The 26,008-nt window shown below is 51.8% G+C and carries 22 protein-coding genes; 9 read left to right on the top strand and 13 right to left on the bottom strand.

The features are described from left to right. From dxs to xseB, 3 genes are all read right to left on the bottom strand, one after another. Nucleotides 1–1,849 (bottom strand): 1-deoxy-D-xylulose-5-phosphate synthase (gene dxs / locus DPA2511_RS21890; protein WP_023638419.1); only part of this gene is annotated, 1,849 nt, incomplete at its 3' end. A gap of 32 nt (nt 1,850–1,881) precedes the next feature. Beyond that, nucleotides 1,882–2,793, bottom strand: a complete 912-nt coding sequence (gene ispA, locus DPA2511_RS14875; RefSeq protein ID WP_015854571.1) for a (2E,6E)-farnesyl diphosphate synthase — start codon at nt 2,791–2,793, stop codon at nt 1,882–1,884. Next, nucleotides 2,790–3,038: an exodeoxyribonuclease VII small subunit gene (gene xseB / locus DPA2511_RS14870; RefSeq protein WP_015854570.1), complete on the bottom strand. Its 249-nt coding sequence runs from the start codon at nt 3,036–3,038 to the stop codon at nt 2,790–2,792. The genes ispA and xseB overlap by 4 nt, the downstream gene beginning before the upstream one ends. Before the next feature lie 236 nt (nt 3,039–3,274). On the opposite strand from xseB, the gene thiI reads away from it, so the two are divergent. Next, nucleotides 3,275–4,723 carry a tRNA uracil 4-sulfurtransferase ThiI gene (gene thiI, locus DPA2511_RS14865; RefSeq protein WP_015854569.1) on the top strand — a complete coding sequence of 483 codons (1,449 nt, stop codon included), beginning with the start codon at nt 3,275–3,277 and terminating at the stop codon, nt 4,721–4,723. A gap of 60 nt (nt 4,724–4,783) precedes the next feature. Here thiI and yajL read toward each other — a convergent pair whose 3' ends face one another. Beyond that, nucleotides 4,784–5,374, bottom strand: a complete 591-nt coding sequence (gene yajL, locus DPA2511_RS14860; protein WP_015854568.1) for a protein deglycase YajL — start codon at nt 5,372–5,374, stop codon at nt 4,784–4,786. Further along, nucleotides 5,337–6,245, bottom strand: coding sequence for a 2-dehydropantoate 2-reductase (gene panE, locus DPA2511_RS14855; protein WP_015854567.1), 909 nt, complete (start codon nt 6,243–6,245; stop codon nt 5,337–5,339). The genes yajL and panE overlap by 38 nt, the downstream gene beginning before the upstream one ends. Nucleotides 6,246–6,584: 339 nt before the next feature. Between panE and DPA2511_RS14845 the strand changes: the two genes are divergently transcribed. Then, the gene (locus DPA2511_RS14845; protein ID WP_015854566.1) at nt 6,585–7,076 is read left to right on the top strand and encodes a YajQ family cyclic di-GMP-binding protein; all 492 of its coding nucleotides are present in this window, start codon (nt 6,585–6,587) and stop codon (nt 7,074–7,076) included. 105 nt (nt 7,077–7,181) lie between these two features. Here the strand turns inward: DPA2511_RS14845 and DPA2511_RS14840 are convergent, their stop codons facing one another. The 8 genes from DPA2511_RS14840 to DPA2511_RS14805 form a co-directional block, all read right to left on the bottom strand. After that, on the bottom strand, nt 7,182–8,549 hold the full coding sequence (locus DPA2511_RS14840) for an MFS transporter (RefSeq protein WP_015854565.1): 1,368 nt from the start codon (nt 8,547–8,549) through the stop codon (nt 7,182–7,184). 148 nt (nt 8,550–8,697) lie between these two features. Then, nucleotides 8,698–9,588 (bottom strand): heme o synthase, encoded by an 891-nt coding sequence (cyoE, locus tag DPA2511_RS14835; protein ID WP_015854564.1) that lies wholly within the window; start codon nt 9,586–9,588, stop codon nt 8,698–8,700. Between the two features lie 14 nt (nt 9,589–9,602). Further along, nucleotides 9,603–9,935 (bottom strand): cytochrome o ubiquinol oxidase subunit IV, encoded by a 333-nt coding sequence (locus DPA2511_RS14830; RefSeq protein WP_015854563.1) that lies wholly within the window; start codon nt 9,933–9,935, stop codon nt 9,603–9,605. Next, nucleotides 9,935–10,546 carry a cytochrome o ubiquinol oxidase subunit III gene (locus DPA2511_RS14825; protein WP_015854562.1) on the bottom strand — a complete coding sequence of 204 codons (612 nt, stop codon included), beginning with the start codon at nt 10,544–10,546 and terminating at the stop codon, nt 9,935–9,937. Before DPA2511_RS14825 ends, DPA2511_RS14830 begins: the two co-directional genes overlap by 1 nt. Then, the gene (gene cyoB / locus DPA2511_RS14820; RefSeq protein WP_015854561.1) at nt 10,536–12,527 is read right to left on the bottom strand and encodes a cytochrome o ubiquinol oxidase subunit I; all 1,992 of its coding nucleotides are present in this window, start codon (nt 12,525–12,527) and stop codon (nt 10,536–10,538) included. The genes DPA2511_RS14825 and cyoB overlap by 11 nt, the downstream gene beginning before the upstream one ends. A 19-nt stretch (nt 12,528–12,546) precedes the next feature. Next, nucleotides 12,547–13,500, bottom strand: a complete 954-nt coding sequence (cyoA, locus tag DPA2511_RS14815; protein WP_015854560.1) for a cytochrome o ubiquinol oxidase subunit II — start codon at nt 13,498–13,500, stop codon at nt 12,547–12,549. Nucleotides 13,501–13,922: 422 nt separating this feature from the next. Continuing rightward, on the bottom strand, nt 13,923–15,392 hold the full coding sequence (gene ampG / locus DPA2511_RS14810) for a muropeptide MFS transporter AmpG (RefSeq protein WP_015854559.1): 1,470 nt from the start codon (nt 15,390–15,392) through the stop codon (nt 13,923–13,925). A 54-nt stretch (nt 15,393–15,446) separates the two neighbouring features. Continuing rightward, nucleotides 15,447–16,025 carry a lipoprotein gene (locus DPA2511_RS14805; RefSeq protein ID WP_015854558.1) on the bottom strand — a complete coding sequence of 193 codons (579 nt, stop codon included), beginning with the start codon at nt 16,023–16,025 and terminating at the stop codon, nt 15,447–15,449. Nucleotides 16,026–16,344: 319 nt separating this feature from the next. On the opposite strand from DPA2511_RS14805, the gene bolA reads away from it, so the two are divergent. The 7 genes from bolA (at nt 16,345) to ppiD (ending at nt 25,978) form a co-directional block, all read left to right on the top strand. After that, nucleotides 16,345–16,659, top strand: a complete 315-nt coding sequence (gene bolA, locus DPA2511_RS14800) for a transcriptional regulator BolA (protein WP_015854557.1) — start codon at nt 16,345–16,347, stop codon at nt 16,657–16,659. Between the two features lie 292 nt (nt 16,660–16,951). Beyond that, entirely contained in the window at nt 16,952–18,256 is a 1,305-nt protein-coding gene (tig, locus tag DPA2511_RS14795; protein WP_015854556.1) for a trigger factor, read from the top strand. Nucleotides 18,257–18,788: 532 nt separating this feature from the next. Then, nucleotides 18,789–19,412 carry an ATP-dependent Clp endopeptidase proteolytic subunit ClpP gene (gene clpP, locus DPA2511_RS14785; RefSeq protein ID WP_015854554.1) on the top strand — a complete coding sequence of 208 codons (624 nt, stop codon included), beginning with the start codon at nt 18,789–18,791 and terminating at the stop codon, nt 19,410–19,412. 147 nt (nt 19,413–19,559) lie between these two features. Then, the gene (gene clpX / locus DPA2511_RS14780) at nt 19,560–20,834 is read left to right on the top strand and encodes an ATP-dependent protease ATP-binding subunit ClpX (RefSeq protein WP_015854553.1); all 1,275 of its coding nucleotides are present in this window, start codon (nt 19,560–19,562) and stop codon (nt 20,832–20,834) included. A gap of 189 nt (nt 20,835–21,023) precedes the next feature. Continuing rightward, on the top strand, nt 21,024–23,384 hold the full coding sequence (gene lon, locus DPA2511_RS14775) for an endopeptidase La (protein ID WP_015854552.1): 2,361 nt from the start codon (nt 21,024–21,026) through the stop codon (nt 23,382–23,384). 189 nt (nt 23,385–23,573) lie between these two features. Then, complete coding sequence (gene hupB, locus DPA2511_RS14770) at nt 23,574–23,846, top strand: nucleoid-associated protein HU-beta (RefSeq protein ID WP_015854551.1); 273 nt, start codon at nt 23,574–23,576, stop codon at nt 23,844–23,846. A 251-nt stretch (nt 23,847–24,097) separates the two neighbouring features. Next, entirely contained in the window at nt 24,098–25,978 is a 1,881-nt protein-coding gene (gene ppiD / locus DPA2511_RS14765; protein WP_015854550.1) for a peptidylprolyl isomerase, read from the top strand. Nucleotides 25,979–26,008: the final 30 nt, after the last annotated feature.

The following is a 26,008-nucleotide window of genomic DNA, read 5'->3' as shown; positions in this document are numbered from 1 at the left end:
GGATGCGGCGCTCAATACCCACGGCGTCCAGCCCCAATTGTGTTCGGATTTCGTCCTGTGTGCCTTGTGGAATAAAATAGTCCGGCAGGCCCAGATTCAATACGGGAACCAGCGCCCGGTGCGCCATCAGCAGTTCATTGACGCCACTCCCCGCGCCGCCCATGACGGCATTTTCTTCCACGGTCACTAGTGCCTGGTGCGTGCCTGCCAACGACAGGATCAACGCTTCATCCAATGGTTTCACGAAACGCATGTCAACCAGTGTGGCATTAAGCGCTTCCGCCGCTTGACGCGCTTCCGGCATCAGTGTGCCGAAATTCAGGATGGCGATATTTTCTCCCTGACGGCGCATCACGCCTTCGCCGATCGGCAGCGTTTCCAGCGGCGTTAACGGTACACCCACGGCGGTGCCACGCGGGTAACGCACCGCGACCGGGCCGTGTGGATAGTGGTAGCCGGTATGCAACATCAGACGGCACTCGTTTTCATCACTGGGCGTCATGATCACCATGTTAGGGATACATCTCAGGAAAGAGAGATCAAATGCACCCTGATGGGTTTGCCCGTCGGCGCCGACGATACCGCCGCGATCGATAGCGAACAGTACCGGCAGATTCTGGATGGCGACGTCGTGAATCACTTGATCATAAGCGCGTTGCAGAAAAGTCGAGTAAATTGCCACGACCGGACGATAACCGCCAACAGCAAGCCCAGCGGCGAAGGTGACGGCGTGCTGCTCGGCGATAGCCACATCGAAATATTGCTGCGGGTATTGGCGGGAGAAAGCCACCATGCCGGAGCCTTCACGCATGGCAGGGGTAATCGCCATCAGCCGGCTGTCGCCTGCGGCGGTTTCCGTCAGCCATTGACCAAAGACGGCAGAGTAGGTGGGCAGCGCCCCTTCCTTGCTTTTAGGCAGAGTACCGCTGGCTGGATCGAATTTAGGCACGGCGTGCCAACTGATCGGATCCTGTTCGGCGGGGGCGTAGCCTTTGCCTTTCTTGGTCATGATGTGCAGCAATTGCGGCCCTTTGAGGCTGCGCATATTTTTGAGCGTTTGCGCCAGCGCCTGCACATCATGCCCATCCACCGGGCCGATATAGTTAAAACCGAGTTCTTCAAATAGCGTACCTGGAACAACCATACCTTTGAGGTGTTCCTCGGTGCGTTTGACCAGCTCTTTGATGGGCGGCAACCCCGACAGCACTTTCTTACCGCCTTCGCGCAGAGTGGAGTAAAGCTTGCCGGAGAGCAATTGCGCCAGGTGGTTGTTCAGTGCGCCGACGTTTTCAGAAATCGACATTTCGTTGTCGTTGAGTACCACCAGCATGTCCGGCCGAATATCGCCCGCATGGTTCATGGCTTCGAACGCCATGCCGGCGGTGATCGCGCCGTCGCCGATGACACATACGGTACGCCGTCCTTTACCTTCGCGCTCGGCGGCCACCGCCATGCCGAGACCGGCACTGATGGAGGTGGATGAGTGGCCGACGCTCAGTACGTCGTATTCGCTTTCTCCACGCCACGGGAACGGATGCAGGCCGTCTTTCTGACGAATGGTGGCGATCCGGTCGCGACGCCCGGTCAGGATTTTGTGCGGATAAGCCTGATGACCGACATCCCATACCAGGTGATCGAACGGCGTGTTATAGACGTAATGCAACGCCACCGTCAGTTCAACCGTACCCAGGCCCGATGCGAAATGTCCGCTTGAGCGACTAACGCTATCCAGCAGGTACTGTCTCAGTTCGTCACACAGTTTCGGCAGGCTGTCCCGGGGCAACAGGCGTAAATCGTCAGGATTTTCCACCAGTGCCAGTGTAGGGTATTTCGCAATATCAAAGATCATCGGATGCTCGTTACGCGGTGTTGGTGTTGCAATTATTTATCTCGTTCGACGATATAGTTCGCCAGTGACCGAAGGGGCAATATGGCTGCCGGGTGGGCGATGGCGGCTTCCAGTTCGTCAAGTGCGGCAAGGGATTCCTGATACAGCTCCAACGCTTTGGCTTTGGCCTGCGCCAGCCCGAGCAGTGCCGGATAGGTGCTTTTCCCCAGTTGCTGATCGGCCCCCTGCCGTTTGCCGGTGGTGGCGCTGTCGCCAATGACGTCAAGGATATCATCCTGCACCTGGAAGGCGAGTCCGATGGCGTTGGCGTAACGGTCAAGACTCGGCATGACCTGGCGTCCGGCTTCACCCGCTGCCAGCGCGCCTAGCCTGACGGAGGCCCGAATCAACGCGCCGGTTTTGTGCCGATGGATCTGTTCCAACGCGGCGAGGTCGACCTGACGACCTTCCGCCTCGAGATCCAGCGCCTGGCCGCCGCACATACCGCCCACGCCGCTGGCGGAGGCAAGCTCGGCTATCATCGACAACCGATCGCGATCGCTGACGCGGGGCATCTCGGTGCCCGCCAGTATGGAGAACGCCAGGGTTTGCAACGCATCGCCTGCCAAAATAGCGTTGGCTTCGCCGAATTTGACATGGCAGGTTGGTTGACCGCGGCGCAAGTCGTCATCGTCCATGGCCGGCAAGTCGTCGTGGATCAGCGAGTAGGCGTGAATACATTCTACCGCGGCTGCAGGTACGTCGAGGCTTTCAAGCGGCAAATTGAATAGCCTACCCGTGGAATACACCAGAAATGGCCGCAGACGTTTGCCGCCAAGCAGCGAGCCGTAAGCCATAGCTTCGATCAGCGGTATCTGCTGGAAAGGCAGGGCGGAGATGAATCGGCGCAACGTGGTGTTGATTCTCTGGTGGTGAGCATGTAGTTGCTCCAAAAAATCTGTCATAGCGACTCATTATCCGGTGTAAATGGGGACAGAGGGCTTTCAGGATCATCATTCAGCAGGATTTGTACCCGCTGTTCGGCTTGCTGTAATTTCAATTGACCCTGGCGTGCAAGCTGGATCCCCTGTTCGAAAGCGCCCAGTGCTTCTTCTAATGGAAGCGAGCCGGATTCTAGTCGTGAGACAATCTGTTCCAGCTCATTGAGTGCTGTCTCGAAGCTGACGGGAGTGTCGTTTTTTTTCGGCATAGGTTTTCTTCAATCCTGTCTGTCTGCGTCGGCTTTGCCTGCGGTATGGTCTTCACGCCGCAAAGGACGTCAATTATGCGCTTAACCAGCGCAGCTTACCTCAATATGGTGGTATACTTCGCGCCCTGGATGTTATTGGTAAAACCATCACACGTCTGCTGGTGTTACCGATAACGCGATTTTTCAGTAATCAGGCTGTAAGCCTGATGTTTTCAAGCCTGGTAACGACCGCCGCCATGAAGTTTATCATTAAATTGTTCCCGGAAATCACCATCAAAAGCCAATCTGTGCGGTTGCGCTTTATAAAAATCCTTACCGGTAACATTCGCAATGTCCTCAAACACTACGATGAAACACTAGCGGTTGTCCGCTATTGGGATCATATCGACGTCAGAGCTAAAGACGAAAGCCAGCGTGATGCTATTCGCGATGCATTGACCAGGATCCCCGGAATTCATCATATCCTGGAGGTTGAAGACCACGCCTATAACGATATCCACCATATTTTTGAGCAGACGCTGGCCATGTACCGTGAGCAACTTGAAGGTAAAACCTTCTGCGTGCGGGTTAAACGTCGCGGTAAACATGAATTTAACTCTCAGGGTGTCGAGCGTTATGTCGGTGGTGGGTTGAATCAGCATATTGAAAGCGCGCGCGTCAACCTCACTGCGCCGCAGGTGACGGTTCATTTAGAAATCGATCAGGATCGCCTGTTGTTGATCAAGGGACGCTATGAAGGCATCGGTGGTTTCCCCATCGGCACCCAGGAGGATGTCCTGTCACTGATTTCCGGCGGGTTTGACTCCGGTGTGTCCAGTTATATGCTGATGCGTCGCGGATGCCGGGTACATTACTGCTTCTTCAATCTGGGCGGCGCCGCCCACGAGATTGGTGTAAAACAGGTGGCGCATTATTTATGGAACCGGTTTGGCAGTTCCCATCGGGTTCGCTTTGTGGCGGTGGATTTTGAGCCCGTAGTCGGCGAAATCCTGGAAAAAGTGGATGATGGCCAGATGGGCGTGGTGCTCAAACGCATGATGGTGCGTGCGGCATCAAGAATCGCCGAGCGCTATGGCGTTGAAGCGCTGGTCACTGGCGAAGCGCTGGGGCAGGTCTCCAGCCAGACGCTGACCAACCTGCGTCTTATCGATAATGCGAGCGATACGCTGATTCTGCGTCCACTGATTTCCCACGATAAAGAGCACATCATCAAGCTGGCGCGCGAGTTGGGAACGGAAGATTTCGCCAAAACCATGCCGGAATACTGCGGCGTGATTTCCAAGAGCCCGACGGTGAAAGCGGTCAAAGCGAAAATCGAGCATGAGGAAGCAAATTTCGATTTCGCCATTCTGGATAAGGTGGTCAGCGAAGCGCGCAATATTGATATTCGTGAGATTGCGGAGCAGACCAGCCAGAACGTGGTTGAAGTGGAAACCGTCGGCGCGCTTGGTGCCAGCGATGTACTGTTGGATATCCGTTCACCGGATGAGCAGGAAGACAAACCGCTGACGATGGAGCATGTGACAGTGCAGTCCCTGCCGTTCTACAAACTGGGCACAGGTTTTGGCGATCTCGATCAGAATAAAACCTATCTGCTGTACTGCGAACGTGGTGTGATGAGTCGTTTGCAGGCGCTGTATCTGCGGGAGCAGGGATTCACCAATGTGAAGGTCTATCGTCCCTAATAACATTCTGAGCGCAGCACAATTACGATGAGGCTGAAGTTCAGCCTCATCGACGACTGATCAGTCCTGATAGTTATAGATGCCGGGCGGTAGCACCAGTTGTGATGCGACATCCGCCGCTTTCGCTTTTCCCGCGAGCAGGTCGATCAGTTTTAACGCGAAATCAATGCTGGTACCCGGCCCTTGACTGGTCAGCAGATTGACGCGCGGATCGTAGACCACGCGCTTTTCCTGCCATTTATCGGCCGAGATACGCTCTTTTAGCGTGGGATAACCGGTCATGTTTCCTACCGGAAACAGCTTGTGGTATTCCAGCACTACTGCTGGCGACGCGCAGATCGCCGCAACGATTTTGCCTTCCTGATGCGTTTGGCGCAGCCGCTCGACCAGTAATGGGCTATCTCGAAAACATTCCGCCCCCCGCATTCCTCCGGGCAGCACCACCGCGTCAAACTCCTCATCTGCAACGCTAACCAATGGCGCATCGGCAATCAGGCGGACGCCGCGGGAACAGGTGATTTCCAGCGCGCCATCGCTGGCCACACTGGCAGTAGTGACTTTGATGCCCGCTCTGACCAGCAGGTCAATGGCGGTAACGGCTTCGATTTCCTCGCTACCAGGCGCCAGACAAACCAGTACCGATGCGGTCATATTCACTCTCCTTTTGTTTGATGTATTCGAATAGTCGGCGATTTTCCGGCAGGGATAACCCATGAGCCCGGGCACGGCGCAGCAGATAGCCGGTAATGTAGTCGATTTCCGTATGACGCTGCGCCAGAACATCTTGTCGCATGGAAGAGGTATTGGCTGCCGTGTTCTGAATAATCTGGTGGGCATAGTGCAGCAAGTTTTCCGCCGAGGTGTGAAACCCCTCGCGTTCCATGAGACGGGCGATCTCCTGACTGAGTGTCGCTAGCGTTTCCGGGTAAGCCATCAACCCACCGTTGGTGCACTCATGCAGGACGGTGAGCGGGTTGATCATGCAGTTGGCCGCCAGTTTCAGCCAGCAGGTCGCATTGATATTGTTATGCCAGGCGACGTCCGGCAACGCCTGGTGCAATATTTCCGAGAAATGACCGAAGTCGTCAATACCATTGACCGCGCCGATATGCGTTACGCCTGCGGCCACATGTACGACAGATGTCGGATCGCGGCGGGCTGCATGCGTTGTGACGCCGAATAACAGCGGCTGCGTCATGGTAGGGAGTTCTTCCCGAGTCCCCATACCGTTGTGCAACAGCAGGATCGTACAATCGCCGTGAAGTCGGGGAAGCAACGGCACTATGGCGTTGGAGACTTGCCAGGCCTTCAGCGTCACCAGCAGCAGCCGACTTTGCGACAAATGCTCCGTATCGTTTGCTTTCAGGCTGAATTCGCAGTTCTCGCCGTTAAGCATCGTGACATTGACCCGGCATGCGGCTTGCGGGATGCGTAACCATCCTTGCACGTCATGTCCTTGTCGGTGCAGCGCCGCAAGCCAAAGCTGACCAATTGCGCCGCAGCCAAGAACGGTAATCTTCATGCATTCTTCCTTTGTCCGGTGAAAATGCTACCGGTACGGTAACTCTTTTCCCTGCGCCTAATCATCAACGCGATGCCCATCGAAATTGTGCCCAATGACGCGGTATTCGTTGAAAACACATCCATCAGCGTTCTGTTTAACCATGCGGCATCTAATCGCCGTGTGTAACAGAACTGCATCTATCATAGGGGATTCATTGTCGCTTTGCCCGCACCATATCCTGATGGCAGACCTCTGAGTGGTAAAGACCGTGAATGCCGATTCTGGAAGCGCTACGCATTTTGTTTATTAGTGGGTAGCGGTTATTATGCTCGGCAGCTAATTGTCAGGAGAAAAATGATGCCATCTTTCGATATCGTATCGGAAATTGATATGCAGGAAGTTCGTAATGCGGTGGAGAATGCGTCTCGCGAGTTGGGCACTCGTTGGGATTTTCGCAATGTTGCTGCCAGCTTTGACATTAATGAAAAAGCGCAAACGATCAAAGCCAGCAGCGAGTCGGATTTCCAGGTCAAACAGTTAGTGGATATCCTGCGTGAAAAACTGGCCAAGCGCGGTATTGAAGGTGGCTCGCTGGAAATTCCTGATGAGATGGAGCACAGCGGCAAGACCTACAGCATTGAAGCCAAGCTGAAACAGGGTATTGAGGCTACGCTGGCCAAAAAAATCGTCAAACTGATCAAGGACAGCAAACTGAAAGTACAGGCGCAGGTTCAGGGAGAGCAGGTGCGTGTCACCGGTAAATCACGTGATGATTTACAGGGCGTCATTGCACTGATTCGCGGCTCTGATCTTGGACAACCCTTCCAATTCAACAACTTCCGCGATTGATACTCTACACAGCCTGAGTAAACGGCCACCTGTCCGCGAGGTTCAAGCCAGGTGAGGTGGAGTCTCACCCCACCTGGATGACATCGATATGCCGAACCTGGCTCGCTAACTATATTGACTCACCAACTGCTCCAACTGCTGGCGGTTGGTTTTTTTGCGGTCGATTTTTATGTAAGCGCTCGCTTCGTCCGGCACAATGACGACATCTGCTACGCCAGGGTGTTGCTGCAGTTTTTGCGGCAGCCCGGCATCCTGAAGGGCGGTATCCGTCAGCGTAATACGCAGACTGCTGAGATAGGGGGGTTCCTTCATGGTGCTACTGACCAGCAGCCAAACTAAACCCAGCCCGATTCCGGCGCTAAAAACCAGCGATGCGCCCTGAAGGTCGTAAAGCGCACCACCCAGGCTGCCCCCCAATGCGACCCCGATGAACTGAGTCGTCGAATAGACGCCCATCGCGGTTCCCTTATAACCTGTTGGCGCTTCTTTACTGATCAGTGACGGTAGAATAGCTTCCATCACGTTGAATCCGATGAAGAAAATCTGAATGCCGATCAACGTTTGTTCCAGCGAGTGCTGGCTTTGCAGCAGTACCAGCTCCGCTGCGGTGAGCAGCATAACGCAGATAATAAATACTTGTTTCATCCGCCGCCTGATTTCCGCATACATGACAAACGGCACAACGGCGACAAACGATACCAGCATAGTAACCAGATACACTTTCCACTGATCTTGCGGTGCGAGCCCTGCCTGCTCCATAACCCGGGGAAGGGCGACAAAGCTCGACATCAACAGTATATGCAAACACATGATCCCGAAGTTGAGCTTCAGCAACTGGCTGTTAGCGAGAACCTTGCGGATCCCGCTACGGATAATGGCTGATTCACGGTTTAACACATGTGCTGATGCTGAAGGAATCACCAAAATGGTGATGGCGATGGCTACCAGCGAAAGCAGCGCAATTCCCCAAAATAATGCCTGCAACCCGAAAGCATGAGTGACAATCGGGCCGATAACCATGGCAATGGCGAATGTGACGCCGAAACTAACGCCGATAAATGCCATGGCTTTGGTTCTATTTTGCTCGCGGGTCAAATCGGAAAGCAGGGCCATAACGGCGGAGGAAATTGCACCGGCTCCCTGTAACGCCCGGCCCAGAATGATCCCCCAAATGGAATGGCTGAGTGCGGCAATGACGCTACCAAGGATAAAGATCACCAAACCGCCAATGATGAGGGGTTTACGCCCAAGCCGATCGGACATTAGCCCGAAAGGAATCTGAAATATCGCCTGCATCAGACCATAGATGCCAATGGCCACGCCGATGAGTGACTCGCTGGCCCCCTGTAAGGCCATACCATAAGTGGCCAGCACGGGGAGCACCATAAACATGCCCAGCATACGCAGGGAAAAAACGGCGCCTAGCCCCCACGTCGCCCTTAACTCAACAGGCGTCATTTTATTATCGTTCATTGCTACCTCTGTATTTTGCTGGCGCTATTTTAGGTTTCGCATGTCGGGGCGTAAATGACAGGTTTGTTACTTGATTTGGCAATTGGAGGGCGAAATAAAAAAACAGACGGCGGAACCGTCTGTTTTTCGAGGCTGAACGCCGGCTGCGTCAGCGGATATAGGTAAGCAGTACGTCCTGCATTGGACTCATGGAGTCCACCGACATCATGACGCTCAGCGAGGTGATGGCCACGATTGAGAAGACGAACAGTTTACGGGCCCATACCCGGTCATCATTCAGGTTTTTGTAACCTGAAATCGCCATCCCAAGCCACCAGATACTGACGGACGCGGCAACTACCAGATATTTGTAGCCGGCATATCCGCCAAGAGAGAGCATCAGAGTCGCAACCATAAACGCCACGATATAAAGCGTAATATGATGTTTAGCCACAGAAATGCCTTTAACAACCGGAAGTACCGGAATATTGGCAGCCTGATAATCCTTAAGACGGAAAATAGCGATGGCGTAAGAGTGGGGCATTTGCCACAGGCTGAATATCAGCAGCAGAATCAGCGCACCAGCGTCAAACTGGTTGCTGACGGCGCAGTAGCCAATGACTGGCGGCGCCGCGCCGGACAGGCTGCCAATCAAGGTGCCGTAAACAGAATGCCGTTTCATGTAGAGGCTATAAACACCGACATACACAACGAAGCCCATCACCGCCAGCCACATGGCCAGCGGATTTGCCGCGATATACAGTAACCCGAAGCCTGCAATACCTAACAGCGAGGCGTAAACCAGCGTTGTCCTCAGTGGAATCAGCCCTTTAACCATTACCCGGTTCTTGGTTCTCTCCATTTTCTTATCGATGTCGCGATCGATCACGTTGTTGAAAACACAACCTGATGCAACCACTAGCGATACACCAACCAGTGTTGCCAAAAACAGCGGATAACTGATCGTACCCTTAGCGGCGAGTAGAAACCCCCCGATAACGGAGATGAGGTTGCCAAAAATAATGCCGGGTTTAGTGACCTGCAGGTATTGCTTAATCATCGTCGCCTGCCTGGTTACTGAATCATCATATTATGGTGCGCGCTCATCATGATCCATATGGATCCAACCACCACGATGGCGATGATCAGAACGGTGAATACAATGGCGACCACGTTCCAGCGTTCTTCCGATGCGGTGTTCAGATGCAGGAAGTACACCAGATGGACAAGTATCTGCACGACGGCGCATCCCAGTACAGTCAACAGAATAATACTGTGTGCAGTGGTACCGTTCATGACCATGCTGAAAGGGATCACTGTCAGAATGATCGACAAAACGAACCCCATCAGATAGGACTTGACGCTACCATGGCTGGCGCCTGAATGATCGTGTGCTGAATGACTCATTACATTGCCCCCATCAGATAAACAACGGTGAAGACGCAAATCCATACCACATCAAGGAAGTGCCAAAACAGGCTCAGACACATCAGGCGGGTTCTGTTCGTCGCTGTCAAACCACGACCGGCGACCTGCGTCATCATGATGGCAATCCAAATCAGGCCGGAGGTGACGTGGATACCGTGGGTTCCGACCAGGGCGAAAAACGCCGACAGGAACGCGCTGCGGTCAGGCCCGAAACCTTCTTCGATCAGCTTGTGGAACTCGTAGATTTCCATGCCGATGAACACCAGCCCAAACAGAAATGTCAGCGCCAGCCAGGTGTTGACCTGTGATTTACTGTTCTTGTTCATGGCGATCATCGCCATGCCGTAGGTGATGCTACTGAACAGCAGGGCGAAGGTTTCGACCAGCACAAATTTCAAATCAAAAATATCTTTGCCGGACGGGCCGCCGGCGGTGCCATTTACCAGCACTGCATAGGTGGCGAATAGCATGCCAAACAGGATGCAGTCGCTCATCAGGTAGATCCAGAAGCCGAAAACTTTCGTCGCTCCCGTATCATGGTGCCCATGCTCAGCATGGGCGACATTGCGATGTAAAGTATCAGTGGCCATTTTTCACGCCTGCCTTGGTGATTTGCTCGAAGTGCTGATTTTCGATGTCTTCAATTTCTTTAACCGGCACGTAGTAGTCCACGTTCTGGTTGAAACTGTGCACGATCCAGGTTGCGATCATGCCGACAAAGCCGATGATGGCCAGCCACCAGATGTACCAGATCATCGCGAAGCCAAACGCCAGACTAAACGCGGAGATAATGACGCCCGCACCGGTATTTTTGGGCATATGAATTTCTTCATATTTTGCCGGCTTACGATAAGCATCGCCTTTCTCCTTGGCATCCCAGAATGCATCGCGTTCGGAAATCTGCGGAACAATGGCGAAGTTATAGAATGGCGGCGGTGACGAAGTCGCCCATTCCAGTGTTCGTCCGCCCCAGGGATCTCCCGTCAAATCGCGGTTCTGGTCACGGTCGCGAATACTCACTACGTACTGAATAACCTGGCACAGGATTCCGATAGCGATGAGCACGACGCCAAACGACGCTACGACCAGCAACGGATGGAATTCCGGGTTGATCTGCTGACTCAGACGGCGGGTCATCCCCATAAAGCCCAACGCATACAACGGCATAAAGGCAACGAAGAAGCCAATCAGCCAGAACCAAAAGGCGCGTTTGCCCCAGGTTTCGTTCAGTGTGAAGCCCAATGCTTTCGGGAACCAATAGGTGATGCCAGCAAAGCAGCCGAAGACTACGCCGCCGATAATCACGTTATGGAAGTGCGCGATCAGGAACAAACTGTTGTGTAGTACGAAGTTGGCGCCAGGTACGGCAAGCAGCACACCAGTCATACCGCCGATGGAGAAGGTAATGATGAATCCGGTTGTCCACAGCATGGATGTGTGCGGTTGGATACGGCCCTGGTACATGGTAAACAGCCAGTTGAAAATCTTAACCCCGGTGGGGATCGAGATAATCATGGTCGCTATGCCGAAGAAGGCATTGACATTGGCTCCAGAGCCCATCGTAAAGAAGTGATGCAGCCATACGATGAATGACAATACGGTAATAGCGATGGTCGCCCATACCAGCGAGGTATAGCCGAACAGCCGCTTTTTACAGAAGGTGGCCACCACTTCGGAGTAGACCCCGAAAATCGGTAGCACCAGGATGTACACTTCCGGATGGCCCCAGGCCCAGATCAGGTTGATGTACATCATCATATTGCCGCCCATGTCATTGGTGAAGAAATGGGTGCCGAGATAACGATCCAGCGTCAGCAACGCGATAGTCACCGTCAAAATTGGAAATGCGGCAATAATCAGTACGTTAGTGCACAGTGCGGTCCAGGTAAATACCGGCATTTTCATCAGTGTCATACCGGGAGCGCGCATTTTCAAAATGGTGGCGAAGAAGTTAACCCCGGTCAATGTGGTACCGACGCCGGAAATCTGCAAACTCCATATCCAATAATCCACCCCTACGCCGGGGCTGTACTCTTTGCCGGATAGCGGTGGATAGGCAACCCAGCCGGTTTGGGCGAATTCGCCGATGCCGAGAGACAGGTTGATCAGAACCACACCGGCGACGAACAGCCAGAAGCTAAGGGAGTTCAGGAAGGGGAATGCCACGTCGCGAGCACCGATTTGCAACGGCACGACCAGGTTCATTAGACCGACTACGAACGGCGTCGCCACGAAGAAAATCATGATGACGCCATGAGCGGTAAAAATCTGATCATAATGGTGGGGATTCAGGAATCCCGCTTCACCGGCGGAGGCAAGAACCTGCTGGCCACGCATCATGATGGCATCGGCGAAACCACGCAGCATCATCACCATACCGACGATGATATACATGATCCCGATCTTTTTATGGTCGACAGAGGTGAACCATTCGGACCACAGCCATTTCCACTTGCCAAAATAGGTTATTGCCGCCAGTAGCGCCAATCCGCCGAGAACAATTCCCGCTACGGTAACCATGATAATGGGTTCGTGGTACGGAACCGCATCAAGAGTTAATTTTCCGAACATCGTATTATCCCTCGACTCCTCAATGAGAGGAGTGTTCGCTCATGTTCATGCCGGTGTGGTTTGGCGCGCCTTCTTCTTTTTGGCTCGGCTCGCCTTCGCCATGGTGCTGCATGGTCATGTTGTTGCCAATGAATTTGGTAATGATCTGATGGAACAAATCGGGCTGTACCTGAGAATAATACTCTACCGGGTGGTATTCGCTCGGCTGCGCCAGTTTGTCGAAGTCATTCGTTGTACCCAACGTCTTGGACGACTTGCGGACAGTATCAACCCATTGGTCGAACGTTTGCTGATCAGGTGTCGCGATGGCGGTAAACTTCATGCCGGAAAAACCTTTGCCGCTGTATCCGCCTGAAATCCCCTCATATTTCCCGGGTTCATTGGCGATAAGATGCAGTTGGGTCTGCATACCGGCCATGGCATAAATCTGACCACCGAGACGCGGGATAAAGAATGAATTCATCACCGAATTCGACGTGATTTTAAAATCGACGGGAACATTGGCCGGGAAGGCAAGTTCATTGACGGTAGCGATACCAAGATCCGGATAGATGAACAACCATTTCCAGTCAAGTGATACTACTTCGACATTAACGGGTTTTACCTTGGAATCCAGCGGCTTGTACGGGTCAAGCGAATGGGTCGTTTTCCAGGTGATAGTCCCGAGAATGAGGATGATAATGATGGGAACCGTCCATACGACGGCTTCTATTTTGTTGGAGTGCGACCAGTCTGGCGTGTACTTCGCCTTTTGGTTGGAAGCTCTGAACTTCCAGGCGAAGGCTAACGTCATAATGATCACTGGGATAACAACGATCAGCATCAAACCAAGTGCGGTAAGAATGAGCGATCGTTGTTCTAACCCGACCTGTCCTTTGGGGTTCATTAATGCCATATCGCAGCCACTGAGAAGCAGAGTGGTTACGATTAAAGACAACATCCCAAAAATTTTATTGTATTTCCTGAGTCTCATCTAGCGACCTCAATTACAAGGGCTCTATTGTCATTTCACGCGAGCGGGCATTTTACGGGAAGGTTACTACACTGTAAACATGATTAAAGAGATGTCAGCTCACTGTTGCCGACTTTTGCCCCGCATGTCACAGATGCAGTGTGTTGTTAAAAATTTTTTTAAAAACAGCTATTAACATGCTTTCAAAAAAGTATGTATCACTTTTTAAGAATTACAACTTCTTCTAAAATCTATTTTGTTATTACTGTTAATAATTGGTTTGTTTTTTGTTGTAATGAAAATCAGGAAAGAAAGAATTATGATTTTATTGAAAAGACTGAAATAAATGTTAGGGGCGGAAAACGCCAGAGAAAAATAGTTTAATAAAGCAGTAGCATATAATTAATATGCTACTGCTTGTAATTATTCCCTGGCGGCAGGATTTACTTTTTCTTTATTGATAAGTAGTCAAGAGTCGCGCCGGATAACACGGCGCCGATGGCGATAATGCTGCCGACGCTTGTCAGAAGCTGGCTTGCCTCTGTGTCGTTGAGCCATGACAGTCTATTCGCCCCCCAGATTATTATGCCAAGGACAAACAACAGGATGCCGAACAGAAGGCTCTTGCTTACCCATAAATATTGGCGGGCGAAATACATTCGCTGAATAAAGGCCGCGTCTGGGGACGACAATGTCAGCGTGCGGCGACAAATCAGCAGCAGTAATAGACCCGGTATGGATATCAGGATGGAAAACAGATAAAACCATGCCCAACCATAAAGTTCCACGAACCATCCGGCAATAGGGCCGACATAGACTCTTCCTACCGCAGCCAGTGCTGAAAGGAGTGCGAATTGTGTTGCAGAGAATGATTTGTTGCACAGCGTCATTAATAGTGCGACGAATGCTGCGGTACCCATGCCGCCGCATAGATTTTCAAGAAATACGGCGCCCGCCATACTGAACAGCTGTTTTTCGGTAATCGCCAGCAGCCAGTAACCCGCGTTGGATATCGCCTGCAGCAGCCCAAAGATAATGAGTGCCTTGAACAAGGACCAGCGCTGCATGAGAAGGCCGCCATACAGTGCGCCGACGATCGTAGCCAGTAACCCCAGCGTTTTGTTGACCAGACCGACATCACCGGGATTGAACCCTACACCCCGAATCAAAAATGTTGTACTCAAGCTGACCGCAAAAGCGTCCCCCAGTTTATAGAGAACGATCAACAGCAGCAGCAGCCAGGCATTATTGCGGTTGAAAAAATCCTTCAGCGGAGCGACGACAGCCTGTTCAAGCGTTCGGGGCGCTGGCTGTGTATTATCTGGTTCCGGAGCGAGCCAGGTCGCTAGCGTGCAAACCAGCATCAACACAGCCATAAGCCAGTAGGTACCGAGCCATCCAAGAAAGCGGTCGGCCATCCAAAGTGCGAGGCCGCCGGAAACCAGCATGGCCAGACGATATCCAAAGACGGATATTGCCGCTCCGCTTCCTCGTTCTTGCGGCGGCAATAGATCGGTTTTATAGGCATCGAACACGATGTCCTGTGACGCAGAACAGAAAGCAATCAATACGGCCAGTACGGCCAGCCATGCCAGGTGGCTGGAGGGGGAGAGCGCTCCCATCAGGGTAATGAAAACGCATAGCATCAGTTGCGTTATCAACAACCAGCCTCGCCGGCGTCCCAAAAATGAAGGCGTATAGCGATCCATGAACGGGGACCAGAGAAACTTAAATACGTAAGCCTGGCCAACCAGCGAAAAAAAACCGATGGTTTTCAAATCCATGTTTTCTACTGTCATCCATGCCTGAAGTGTACCGGATGTCAATGCCAGCGGCAGACCGGAAGCAAAGCCAAGTATCAGGAGGATGACGCTATTGCGATCGCGGAAAAGAGAGGCTATACGGCTAAACATGAGGTGTCCTCTCTCCCTTGCGCCTGATATCAGGGCAAGGGAGACGGGAATCCCTTAACGGGCGTTAGTTTTGATGAAGGTGCTTACGCTGGTGTCCTGCGCCATGTCGCTGATGACGTCATTCAGAACCTGGTTGACCGCTGCGGCGATTTTATCATTGGTGGCGGTAAGTGCGCCCTGGACGTTGTAGTTGGCGCGGTAGTTTTTCACCTGTTTGTTGCCATTGGCTGCCTGCGCGATGATCGAAATATCCGCTTTGGTGGTGATGTTGTAACGCAGGTTGCCTTCAGCCACGTCGGCATACAGGGTGTTGACGACCACCTGCAGAGATACCGGCCCACCGGCGCCAATCATATAGCCACGAGCAGCCATTTGTTTCTCAAGCACTTCCTGAAGCAGGAACCGCAAATCGCGAGACGGCGTCAAGGCGGTGAGCTGGCCGTCGCGATTGACTCTGGCAAGGGATTGATCGGCACGCTGGTCTGCGCCATTAATGCTAATGGTGACGCCCATCAGGCTTGGATCCTGAGACGGCAGGGTGATCTTTGGCGTGACATCTAATGTATTGCTTTTGCCGGCACATCCAGCTAACACCAGCGCGGCGAACAGGGGAAAAATGAATTTTTTTAACATGCGTATTTTCTCACTCATGGAGCGTTGATTTGCTGATAAATGTTCTGGCTATCATATCATTGCCGTAGATAAGGAAAAGAGTGGAAAGTAAACAACATTCTTCGGCCATCTCTCCTTGTTCCCGTCCGAAACAGCCGGCAGTGTTCTATCATACCTTGCCGATGGAAAAATATGATATGGATCCGGTACGGCGATTGGATATCGCAAGTGAAGCGATACGATGACATCGAGTTTTGAGCTGAAATAGAATTGAATTGGATAAAACACCCCGCCATAACAGGAAACACAAGTTTCCCGACGTCTCACAGAAGGTATACGTATGATTCGTGAAATGATTGAAGCCAAATTGCGCGCGGAGTTTGTACCCGAGCATCTTGAAGTGATTAATGAAAGCTACCGCCATAACGTTCCGGCAGGCTCTGAAAGCCATTTCAAAGTGGTGCTGGTCAGTGAGCATTTTAACGGCGAGCGGGTTATTGGGCGCCATAGAGCGATTTATAAAGTGTTGGCCGACGAACTGGAGGGTGCGGTACATGCGTTGGCGCTTCATGTTTATACGCCGCAAGAGTGGCGGGATCTCCAGATGGTGGTTCCATCTTCTCCGCCTTGCGGTGGGGCTGGAATCGAACGTTAACCTGTTGACTGTCGGCGGAATTGTGGAAATAGCTGACGATAAAACGTCAGAGTGTGAGTTTACTGCGGTAATAGACCGGTTACTCTTCTCGACTCGTCTTGTCTATACCGCTATAATGCCGGGTCTTTATTTTCCGGAATGTATTCGGGACGCTTCTGACAACAGGGAATGGGGCCGGCTGAGTGGCTGTCCTGGTTCCGTGAGGACTGTGATCGGAAAGGCTGCCCCTGGGGCGCCTGATGATAACGGCTTCTGAGGTTGACCGAGCACTGTGATTTTTTGAGGTAACAAGATGCAAGTTTCTGTTGAAACCACTCAAGGCCTTGGGCGCCGTGTAACGATTACTGTTGCTGCAGCCAGCATTGAAGATGCTGTTAAAAGCGAACTGGTTAGTGTGGCTAAAAAAGTTCGTATCGATGGCTTCCGCAAAGGCAAAGTGCCGGCGAAAATTGTTGAGCAGCGTTACGGCGCTTCCGTGCGTCAGGATGTGCTGGGTGACTTGATGCAGCGTCATTTCGTTGATGCCATCATCAAAGAAAAAATCAATCCGGCTGGCGCCCCTAGCTATGTCCCGGGCGAATACCAGGTCGGCGGCGATTTCACTTACTCTGTTGAATTCGAAGTCTATCCGGAAGTTGAATTGAAAGGTCTGGAAAGTATCGAAGTCGAAAAACCGCTGGTTGACGTCACTGACGCCGATGTTGACGGCATGCTGGAAACATTACGTAAACAGCAGGCTGAATGGAAAGTGGCTGAGCGCGCCGCGGCGGCTGAAGATCGCGTAACCATCGATTTTACCGGCTCTGTCGACGGCGAAGAATTTGAAGGCGGTAAATCTTCCGACTTCGTACTGGCCATGGGCCAGGGCCGCATGATTCCGGGCTTTGAAGACGGCATCGTTGGTCATCAGGCTGGCGAAGAATTCACCATCGATGTGAAATTTCCGGAAGACTACCACGCGGAAAACCTGAAAGGTAAAGACGCCAAATTTGCGATTGTATTGAAGAAAGTTGAAGAGCGCGAGCTGCCTGAGCTGACGCCTGATTTCATCAAACGTTTCGGTGTGGAAGATGGCTCTGTAGAGGGGCTGCGCGCTGAAGTTCGTAAGAATATGGAGCGCGAGCTGAAAGGCGCTATCCGTAATCGCGTTAAATCTCAGGTTATTGATGGTCTGGTCAATGCGAACGAAATCGACGTTCCGGCTGCATTGATTGATGGTGAAATCAATGTTCTTCGCCAACAGGCCGCTCGTCGTTTCGGCGGTAATGAAAAACAGGCGAATGAACTGCCGCGCGAACTGTTCGAAGAACAGGCCAAACGCCGTGTCGTTGTTGGCCTGTTGCTGGGTGAAGTGATTAGCACCAACGAATTGGAAGCTGATGAAGCCCGCGTAAATACGTTGATCGATGAGATCGCTTCCGCGTATGAAGATCCGCAGGAAGTCGTTAGCTACTATCAGCAAAACAAAGAAATGCTTAACAACATCCGTAACGTTGCCTTGGAAGAACAGGCAATCGAGACGCTGTTGTCCAAAGCTAAAGTTGTTGAAAAAGCCGTCAGCTTCAATGAATTGATGAATCAGTCTGTCCCAGCCTGATAGCCAAAGCCGACACTTTTTTGAATAGCCCGCAGCTAAGCTGCGGGTTTTTTGTTTTTTGATTGGCTATCTAGAGTAACCAGCTTCGAACAACACGTCTTTGACTATGCTTATATGGTGTGTGATGTGTCCTTCATAATAGAGCAACAGTGCTGTCAGGATAGCGATTTCCTGGTAGCGCGTTTGTTGAGAGATCACTTGGGAATGAATCTTTCCGCATAGAGGCGGCAGACTTATGGTGGGGAGGTAATATTGCTTTAACCCGAATTCCTCGCGGGTGTAAGCTTGAAATTCATGCATTGTGCACCCATTGTTTCTCTATCTGCATTGCCTTGACTGGAACAGTCGTTCTTGGATGTGGCGCAGAAGACATGTGCTGGAGGCTGAGGCGTGTTCGAATGCGCGGGCGGTGTCGACAGTGAGCTTGCTCTGTGATGAAAGGCCGACGCAGCATCCAGAGCATGGTTATTGTTTTATATCTCAAGTAGAATCAGATACTACGCGCCAAAAGCATTTTATCTAGGAGACGTTAATGTCATACAGTGGCGAACAGGAAAAGCAAACCCCTCATATGGCTCTGGTGCCAATGGTTGTGGAGCAAACCTCTCGTGGGGAACGCTCTTACGATATTTATTCCCGGTTGCTGAAAGAACGTGTGATCTTCCTGACGGGGCAGGTCGAAGATTACATGGCCAATCTTATTGTGGCTCAGATGCTATTTCTGGAAGCAGAGAATCCGGAAAAAGATATCTATCTGTATATTAACTCTCCGGGCGGGGTCATTACTGCTGGGATGTCGATTTATGACACCATGCAGTTTATCAAGCCGGATGTTAGCACTATCTGTATGGGGCAAGCTGCATCAATGGGCGCTTTCCTTCTCACCGCAGGGGCGAAAGGGAAACGTTTTTGTCTACCTAATTCCCGTGTAATGATTCATCAACCTTTGGGCGGGTTCCAGGGGCAGGCGACAGACATTGAAATACACGCCAAAGAAATCCTTAAAGTGAAAGCCCGTATGAATGAGTTGATGGCTAAACATACAGGTCAGTCGCTTGATATTATCGAAAGAGATACGGAGCGTGACCGTTTCCTCTCTGCTGGCGAGGCCGTAGAGTACGGGTTGGTAGATTCCGTGCTGACCCATCGGGAATAACCGGGTTTCCTGTTACCCGGGAAATTCGTATTCCCTGCGATGCGGATTTCTGCTTAGGTATTCGGCTATGTGGTTGTGTCGGCGTTTGCTATGACGCTGTCGTGATGTGGTTGGCCCACGGGCAAGAACTAAAGAAGAGGTTTACTGATGACAGATAAGCGCAAAGACGGTTCAGGAAAGTTACTGTACTGCTCTTTTTGCGGCAAAAGTCAGCATGAAGTACGCAAGCTGATTGCCGGGCCGTCAGTGTATATTTGCGATGAGTGCGTGGACTTGTGCAACGACATCATTCGCGAAGAAATAAAAGAAGTGGCTCCACACCGTGAGCGTAGTGCGTTGCCAACACCGCATGAAATCCGCCGTCACCTGGATGATTATGTCATTGGTCAGGAGCCGGCGAAGAAAGTGCTGGCTGTAGCCGTTTACAATCATTACAAGCGTCTGCGTAATGGTGAAGCCAACGGTGGTGTTGAGTTAGGTAAAAGCAACATTCTGCTGATTGGCCCGACGGGTAGCGGTAAAACGTTACTGGCGGAAACACTGGCGCGTTTTCTGGATGTTCCGTTCACCATGGCAGATGCCACTACGTTGACCGAAGCGGGTTACGTGGGGGAAGACGTGGAGAATATCATTCAGAAACTGTTGCAGAAGTGCGATTACGATGTGCAGAAAGCGCAGCGTGGCATCGTCTACATCGATGAGATCGATAAAATTTCCCGTAAGTCGGATAATCCGTCCATTACCCGGGACGTATCCGGCGAAGGTGTTCAGCAGGCGCTGCTGAAATTAATTGAAGGCACTATTGCTGCGGTTCCTCCTCAGGGGGGGCGTAAGCACCCTCAGCAGGAGTTTTTGCAGGTTGATACTTCAAAGATTCTATTCATTTGCGGCGGTGCGTTTGCGGGTCTGGACAGAATTATCGAGCAGCGTACCGATACCGGGCGCGGTATCGGTTTTAATGCCACGGTAAAAGGTTCGACTCAGAAAGCGACCGAAGGTGAGTTACTGGGGCATGTGGAGCCGGGTGATTTGATCAAATTTGGTCTTATTCCTGAGTTCATCGGCCGTTTACCGGTCGTCGCGACGCTGAAAGAACTCGACGAGGAAGCATTGATTCAGATTCTGCGTGAGCCGAAGAATGCGCTGACCAAGCAGTATCAGGCGTTATTCAAACTGGAAGGTGTGGATCTGGAGTTCCGTGATGAAGCGCTGACGGCCATCGCCAAAAAAGCCATGATACGTAAAACTGGTGCACGCGGTTTGCGTTCCATTGTGGAAGCAGCATTGCTGGATACTATGTACGATCTGCCTTCGTTGGAGAACGTCGATAAAGTGGTGATCGACGAGTCTGTCATTTCCGGCCAGTCCGAGCCTCTGCTTATCTATGGCAAACCAGAAGCCCAGCAGGCTTCTGGTGAATAATTAGCCGAAAAAACAACGTTGAACGACAAAATGGGGGGTTTTAGCCCCCCATTTGTTTTTACATACTTTCAGTCGTTGAATGTGACATATTTATCCCCATATACTCGATTACCTATAGGTGAGCCCCGTGAAGTCCGCATTTCACGAGATTTCCTTAACCTGGCGGAAACGAAACTAAGAGAGAGCTCTATGAACCCTGAGCGTTCCGAACGCATAGAAATCCCCGTATTGCCGCTGCGCGATGTGGTGGTTTATCCGCACATGGTCATTCCGTTGTTTGTTGGTCGGGAAAAGTCAATTCGATGCCTTGAAGCCGCGATGGATCATGACAAGAAGATCATGCTGGTGGCACAGAAAGAAGCCTCAACGGATGAGCCTGGTGTTAACGATCTTTTCTCGGTAGGGACGGTCGCCTCTATTCTTCAGATGCTGAAACTGCCGGATGGTACTGTAAAGGTTTTGGTTGAAGGTCTGCAGCGGGCGCGCATTACAACCTTGTCTGATAGTGGCGAACATTTTGCCGCTCAGGCTGAATATCTGGATTCGCCGGCGATTGAGGAGCGCGAGCAGGAAGTGCTGATGCGCACGGCGATCAATCAGTTTGAGGGTTACATCAAACTGAATAAGAAAATCCCACCTGAAGTATTAACTTCCCTGAACAGTATTGATGATGCGGCCCGCCTGGCTGATACCATCGCTGCTCATATGCCGTTGAAGCTGGCCGACAAGCAGTCGGTGCTGGAAATGTCAGACGTCACTGAACGTCTTGAATATCTGATGGCGATGATGGAGTCGGAAATCGATCTGTTGCAGGTTGAGAAACGGATCCGTAGCCGCGTCAAGAAGCAGATGGAGAAAAGCCAGCGAGAGTATTACTTGAATGAGCAGATGAAGGCCATTCAAAAAGAGCTTGGCGAGATGGACGATGCGCCGGACGAACAGGAAGCGTTAAAACGTAAGGTTGACGCCGCCAATATGCCGAAAGAGGCGCGGGAAAAAGCGGAAGCCGAACTGCAGAAACTGCGTATGATGTCCCCCATGTCGGCGGAGGCTACGGTCGTCCGCAGCTATATCGACTGGATGGTACAAGTTCCCTGGCATGCCCGCAGCAAGGTGAAGAAAGATCTGGTCAAAGCGCAGGAAATGCTGGATAGCGATCATTATGGTCTGGAGCGGGTCAAAGAACGCATCCTGGAGTATCTGGCAGTTCAAAGTCGTGTTAGCAAAATTAAAGGGCCGATTCTGTGTCTGGTGGGGCCGCCAGGGGTAGGGAAAACCTCGTTGGGGCAGTCCATCGCCAAAGCTACTGGCCGTAAGTATGTGCGTATGGCGTTGGGTGGCGTGCGTGATGAGGCGGAAATTCGCGGCCACCGTCGCACCTACATTGGTTCCATGCCCGGTAAGTTGATCCAGAAAATGGCAAAAGTTGGGGTGAAAAACCCGCTGTTCCTGCTGGATGAAATTGACAAGATGTCTTCCGACATGCGTGGCGATCCGGCGTCAGCGTTGTTGGAAGTGCTTGATCCAGAACAGAACGTAGCGTTCAACGATCATTATCTGGAAGTGGATTACGATCTGTCTGACGTCATGTTTGTGGCAACCTCCAACTCCATGAATATACCTGCGCCGTTGTTGGATAGGATGGAGGTAATCCGTCTGTCGGGATATACCGAAGATGAAAAGCTTAACATTGCCCGTCAGCACCTGCTGCCGAAGCAGATTGAGCGTAATGCCTTGAAAAAAGGCGAGTTGACGGTGGAAGACAGCGCTATAGTCGGCATTATCCGCTATTACACCCGAGAGGCTGGCGTTCGTAGCCTGGAGCGCGAGATCTCCAAACTGTGTCGCAAAGCGGTTAAATCATTGCTGATGGATAAAACCATTGGGCACATCACTATCACAGGCGATAACCTGAAAGAGTATCTGGGGGTTCAACGCTTTGATTATGGGCGTGCGGATGAAGAAAACCGGGTTGGGCAGGTAACGGGTCTGGCGTGGACGGAGGTCGGCGGCGACCTGCTGACTATTGAAACCGCTTGTGTACCGGGTAAAGGTAAACTGACCTATACCGGCTCGCTGGGTGAAGTCATGCAGGAGTCGATCCAGGCTGCGTTGACCGTAGTGCGGGCCAGAGCGGAAACGCTGGGTATCAATGCGGATTTCTATGAAAAGCGCGATATCCATGTGCATGTGCCTGAAGGCGCTACGCCGAAAGATGGCCCCAGTGCGGGTATCGCCATGTGCACGGCGTTGGTCTCTTGCCTGACCGGCAATCCAGTGCGTGCCGACGTGGCGATGACCGGCGAAATTACCCTGCGTGGTTTGGTTCTGCCGATAGGCGGTCTGAAAGAAAAACTATTGGCGGCCCATCGCGGTGGAATCAAAACCGTGCTGATTCCCGAAGAGAACAAGCGTGATTTGGAAGATATACCGCAGAATGTCATTGCCGATCTGGATATCCATCCGGTGAAACGGATTGAAGAAGTGCTGGCTTTGGCGTTGCAGGATGCGCCTTATGGGATGGAGGTCGTCACTTCTCCGGCAAAATAGTGACCTATCGCAAAAACCACTGACAAAATAAAGGCTGGTAAGTTAAATGATGCTTGCCAGCCTTTTTTCGTGCCGCTAAGTTAGAGCACTGTTACCGGTAGGCTGGTTGACCGGTTGTTAGATTCGACAGAAAGCTATATGACGCGCGGATGATCTGCGTGAATACTGAATTTCAGAGGGGATGAAAGAGTGAACAAGTCACAATTGATCGACAAAATTGCCGCCGACGCTGATATTTCCAAGGCGGCTGCAGGACGAGTGTTAGATGCAATTATTGGATCTGTTACTGAATCTCTGAAAGCAGGAGATGATGTTGCTCTGGTTGGTTTCGGTACGTTCGCCGTTCGTGAACGTTCAGCCCGCACCGGTCGTAATCCACAGACCGGGAAAGAGATCAGCATTCCTGCCGCAAAAGTGCCGGGCTTCCGTGCTGGGAAAGCGCTGAAAGACGCTGTGAACTGATTATAAAATAGCAGATTCGTTTGGCAGGACGGTTTGTAGCCTAAACATCGCCTGACGTGGCGCGATGGGTAAGGTAATATAGAGGCGCATCATGCCATGATGTGCCTTTTTTTACGGGTAATTCGAATTACTGTTATCAGGTATCTGTTTGAGTGCGCCCTGGCCGGATTCGGCTACAGCAACAGCATGGAAGCATGGCTACGGCCTGCGCAGGGAGTGTTATCCATTCTACAGCGGAGTGTTGTCACATTATGATGGACAATTTACGCGCGGCCGCTAACAACGTCGTGCTTAAAGTTATTCTTGCTTTGATCGTTGGTTCATTTGTATTGACTGGGGTAGGTGACTATCTGATCCGTGGTTCAGGTGATTACGCCGCCAAGGTTAATGGTCAGGAAATCTCCCGCGCGCAGTTGGAACAGGCGGTACAAAATGAACGCAACCGTCAACAGGAGATGTTGGGCGAGAATTTTTCCGCACTGGCTGCGAACGAAGGGTATATGCAGCAGTTGCGCAAACAAGCATTGAGCCAGTTGATCGACGATACGTTAATTGATCAATTCGCCCGTAATCTGGGGCTGAATATCAGTGATGAACAGGTAAAACAGGCTATTTTCTCTGTTCCCGCCTTCCAGACTAATAATCGCTTTGATAACGAAAAATACCTTGCCCAGGTACAGCAATTAGGATTAACGCCGGATGTCTATGCGCAACTGTTGCGCAAACAATTGGTGACGCAACAGTTGGTTCGTGGTCTGGGCGGCAGTAATTTCCAGTTGCCGCAGGAGATCGACAATCTGGTCGCTATAGCAGCGCAGGATCGTACTATCCGTACCGCGACCATTGATTTGGATGCCCGGGCGAAAACCCAGACGGCTTCCGATGATGAAATACAGAATTTCTACAACCAGAACAGCTCGCGCTACCTGGCGCCGGAGCAGTTCAAAGTCAGCTACATCATGCTGGATGCCGCTGCCATCATGGACAAAATCTCGGTAGATAGCGCGGCTGTCAGCAGTTACTACGAGCAGCACAAGAGCGAATTCACTCAGCCGGAGCGTCGTAAATACAGCATTATTCAGTTAAAAAATGAGGCTGATGCTAAAGCCGTACTGGAACAGCTGCATAAAGGTGCGGATTTCGCCGCACTGGCGAAAGAGAAGTCAACGGATATTGTATCCCGTCGCAATGGCGGCGATCTGGGGTGGATGGACGGCAATTCCACCGTTGACGAGATTAAGCAAGCCAATCTACAGCAGAAAGGGCAGTTGTCTGATGTAGTTAAGTCATCTGTGGGGTATCTGATCGTGCGTCTGGACGACATCCAGGTGCAGCGTGTTCGTTCTCTGGATGAGGTACGCGGTGATCTGGGTGATAAGGTTAAACGCGAAAAAGCATTGGACGAGTTTTACGCGCAACAGCAGAAGCTCAGTGAAGCGGCCAGCAATGATAATGAATCGCTGGTTTCGGCGGAAAAAGCTTCTGGCATCAAAGCGCGTCAAACTGACTGGTTCACTCGCGACAATATCCCCGCCGCGCTGGATTTTCCTCAGGTGAAACAGGCGATTCTGAACGGTACCCTGACTGGAGAAAATGGAGCGCCCGGTAGCAACTCGGACGTTATTAATGTGGATGGCGATCGGGCTTTCGTTCTGCGTATCAGCGAACACAAACCGGAAGCTACCCAGCCGTTAGACAAGGTGCGTGACCAAGTTGTTCAGGCGATAAAGCGCCAGAAAGCCGAGCAGCAGGCGCGCGTTGATGCCGAAAAGATTCTGGCTGACCTGAAGCAGGGCAAGAATGACACGCTTACCGCTGCTGGTCTCAGTTTCAGCGCCCCTCGGGTTATGTCTTCCGTCGGTCGCGGCGATGTAATGTCAGAGGCCGTATTCTCTTTACCGCATCCGCAGAAGGACAAGGTGTCCTATGGGATTGCCCAGGATCAAGTCGGCAACATTGTGATCGTGGCGCTGGATAATGTGAAGGCGCGTGAGCTTGAAGCCGCACAGAAGAAGCAATTTGCCGCTCAGATAGAGCAGAGCGCTTTAGCGACGCTGTTTGATTCTCTGATCGCCAATCTGCATGACGAAGCCAAGATAAAACTGGGGGATGCGGCGCAGGACGCGCAATAGCCCTCGCAAAATTCTGCAATTCCTTGCAAC

Origin of the sequence: Musicola paradisiaca NCPPB 2511 (genome assembly GCF_000400505.1) — a bacterium.
Taxonomy (GTDB): domain Bacteria; phylum Pseudomonadota; class Gammaproteobacteria; order Enterobacterales; family Enterobacteriaceae; genus Musicola; species Musicola paradisiaca.
Note: the sequence above shows the minus strand (reverse complement) of the source record. Positions and strands in the feature narration are given on the sequence as shown.

Coding starts and splice junctions, on each gene's coding strand:
- panE (WP_015854567.1), bottom strand. CDS start 6,245: ATGAAGATTACCGTTCTTGGCTGCGGCGCAATTGGTCAGCTTTGGCTT.
- yajL (WP_015854568.1), bottom strand. CDS start 5,374: ATGACCGCATCGGTACTGGTTTGTCTGGCGCCTGGTAGCGAGGAAATC.
- cyoE (WP_015854564.1), bottom strand. CDS start 9,588: ATGATTAAGCAATACCTGCAGGTCACTAAACCCGGCATTATTTTTGGC.
- bolA (WP_015854557.1), top strand. CDS start 16,345: ATGATTCGTGAAATGATTGAAGCCAAATTGCGCGCGGAGTTTGTACCC.
- cyoB (WP_015854561.1), bottom strand. CDS start 12,527: ATGTTCGGAAAATTAACTCTTGATGCGGTTCCGTACCACGAACCCATT.
- ppiD (WP_015854550.1), top strand. CDS start 24,098: ATGATGGACAATTTACGCGCGGCCGCTAACAACGTCGTGCTTAAAGTT.
- cyoA (WP_015854560.1), bottom strand. CDS start 13,500: ATGAGACTCAGGAAATACAATAAAATTTTTGGGATGTTGTCTTTAATC.
- ampG (WP_015854559.1), bottom strand. CDS start 15,392: ATGTTTAGCCGTATAGCCTCTCTTTTCCGCGATCGCAATAGCGTCATC.
- DPA2511_RS14830 (WP_015854563.1), bottom strand. CDS start 9,935: ATGAGTCATTCAGCACACGATCATTCAGGCGCCAGCCATGGTAGCGTC.
- xseB (WP_015854570.1), bottom strand. CDS start 3,038: ATGCCGAAAAAAAACGACACTCCCGTCAGCTTCGAGACAGCACTCAAT.
- lon (WP_015854552.1), top strand. CDS start 21,024: ATGAACCCTGAGCGTTCCGAACGCATAGAAATCCCCGTATTGCCGCTG.
- DPA2511_RS14845 (WP_015854566.1), top strand. CDS start 6,585: ATGCCATCTTTCGATATCGTATCGGAAATTGATATGCAGGAAGTTCGT.
- clpX (WP_015854553.1), top strand. CDS start 19,560: ATGACAGATAAGCGCAAAGACGGTTCAGGAAAGTTACTGTACTGCTCT.
- DPA2511_RS14805 (WP_015854558.1), bottom strand. CDS start 16,025: ATGTTAAAAAAATTCATTTTTCCCCTGTTCGCCGCGCTGGTGTTAGCT.
- tig (WP_015854556.1), top strand. CDS start 16,952: ATGCAAGTTTCTGTTGAAACCACTCAAGGCCTTGGGCGCCGTGTAACG.
- DPA2511_RS14825 (WP_015854562.1), bottom strand. CDS start 10,546: ATGGCCACTGATACTTTACATCGCAATGTCGCCCATGCTGAGCATGGG.
- thiI (WP_015854569.1), top strand. CDS start 3,275: ATGAAGTTTATCATTAAATTGTTCCCGGAAATCACCATCAAAAGCCAA.
- DPA2511_RS14840 (WP_015854565.1), bottom strand. CDS start 8,549: ATGAACGATAATAAAATGACGCCTGTTGAGTTAAGGGCGACGTGGGGG.
- ispA (WP_015854571.1), bottom strand. CDS start 2,793: ATGACAGATTTTTTGGAGCAACTACATGCTCACCACCAGAGAATCAAC.
- clpP (WP_015854554.1), top strand. CDS start 18,789: ATGTCATACAGTGGCGAACAGGAAAAGCAAACCCCTCATATGGCTCTG.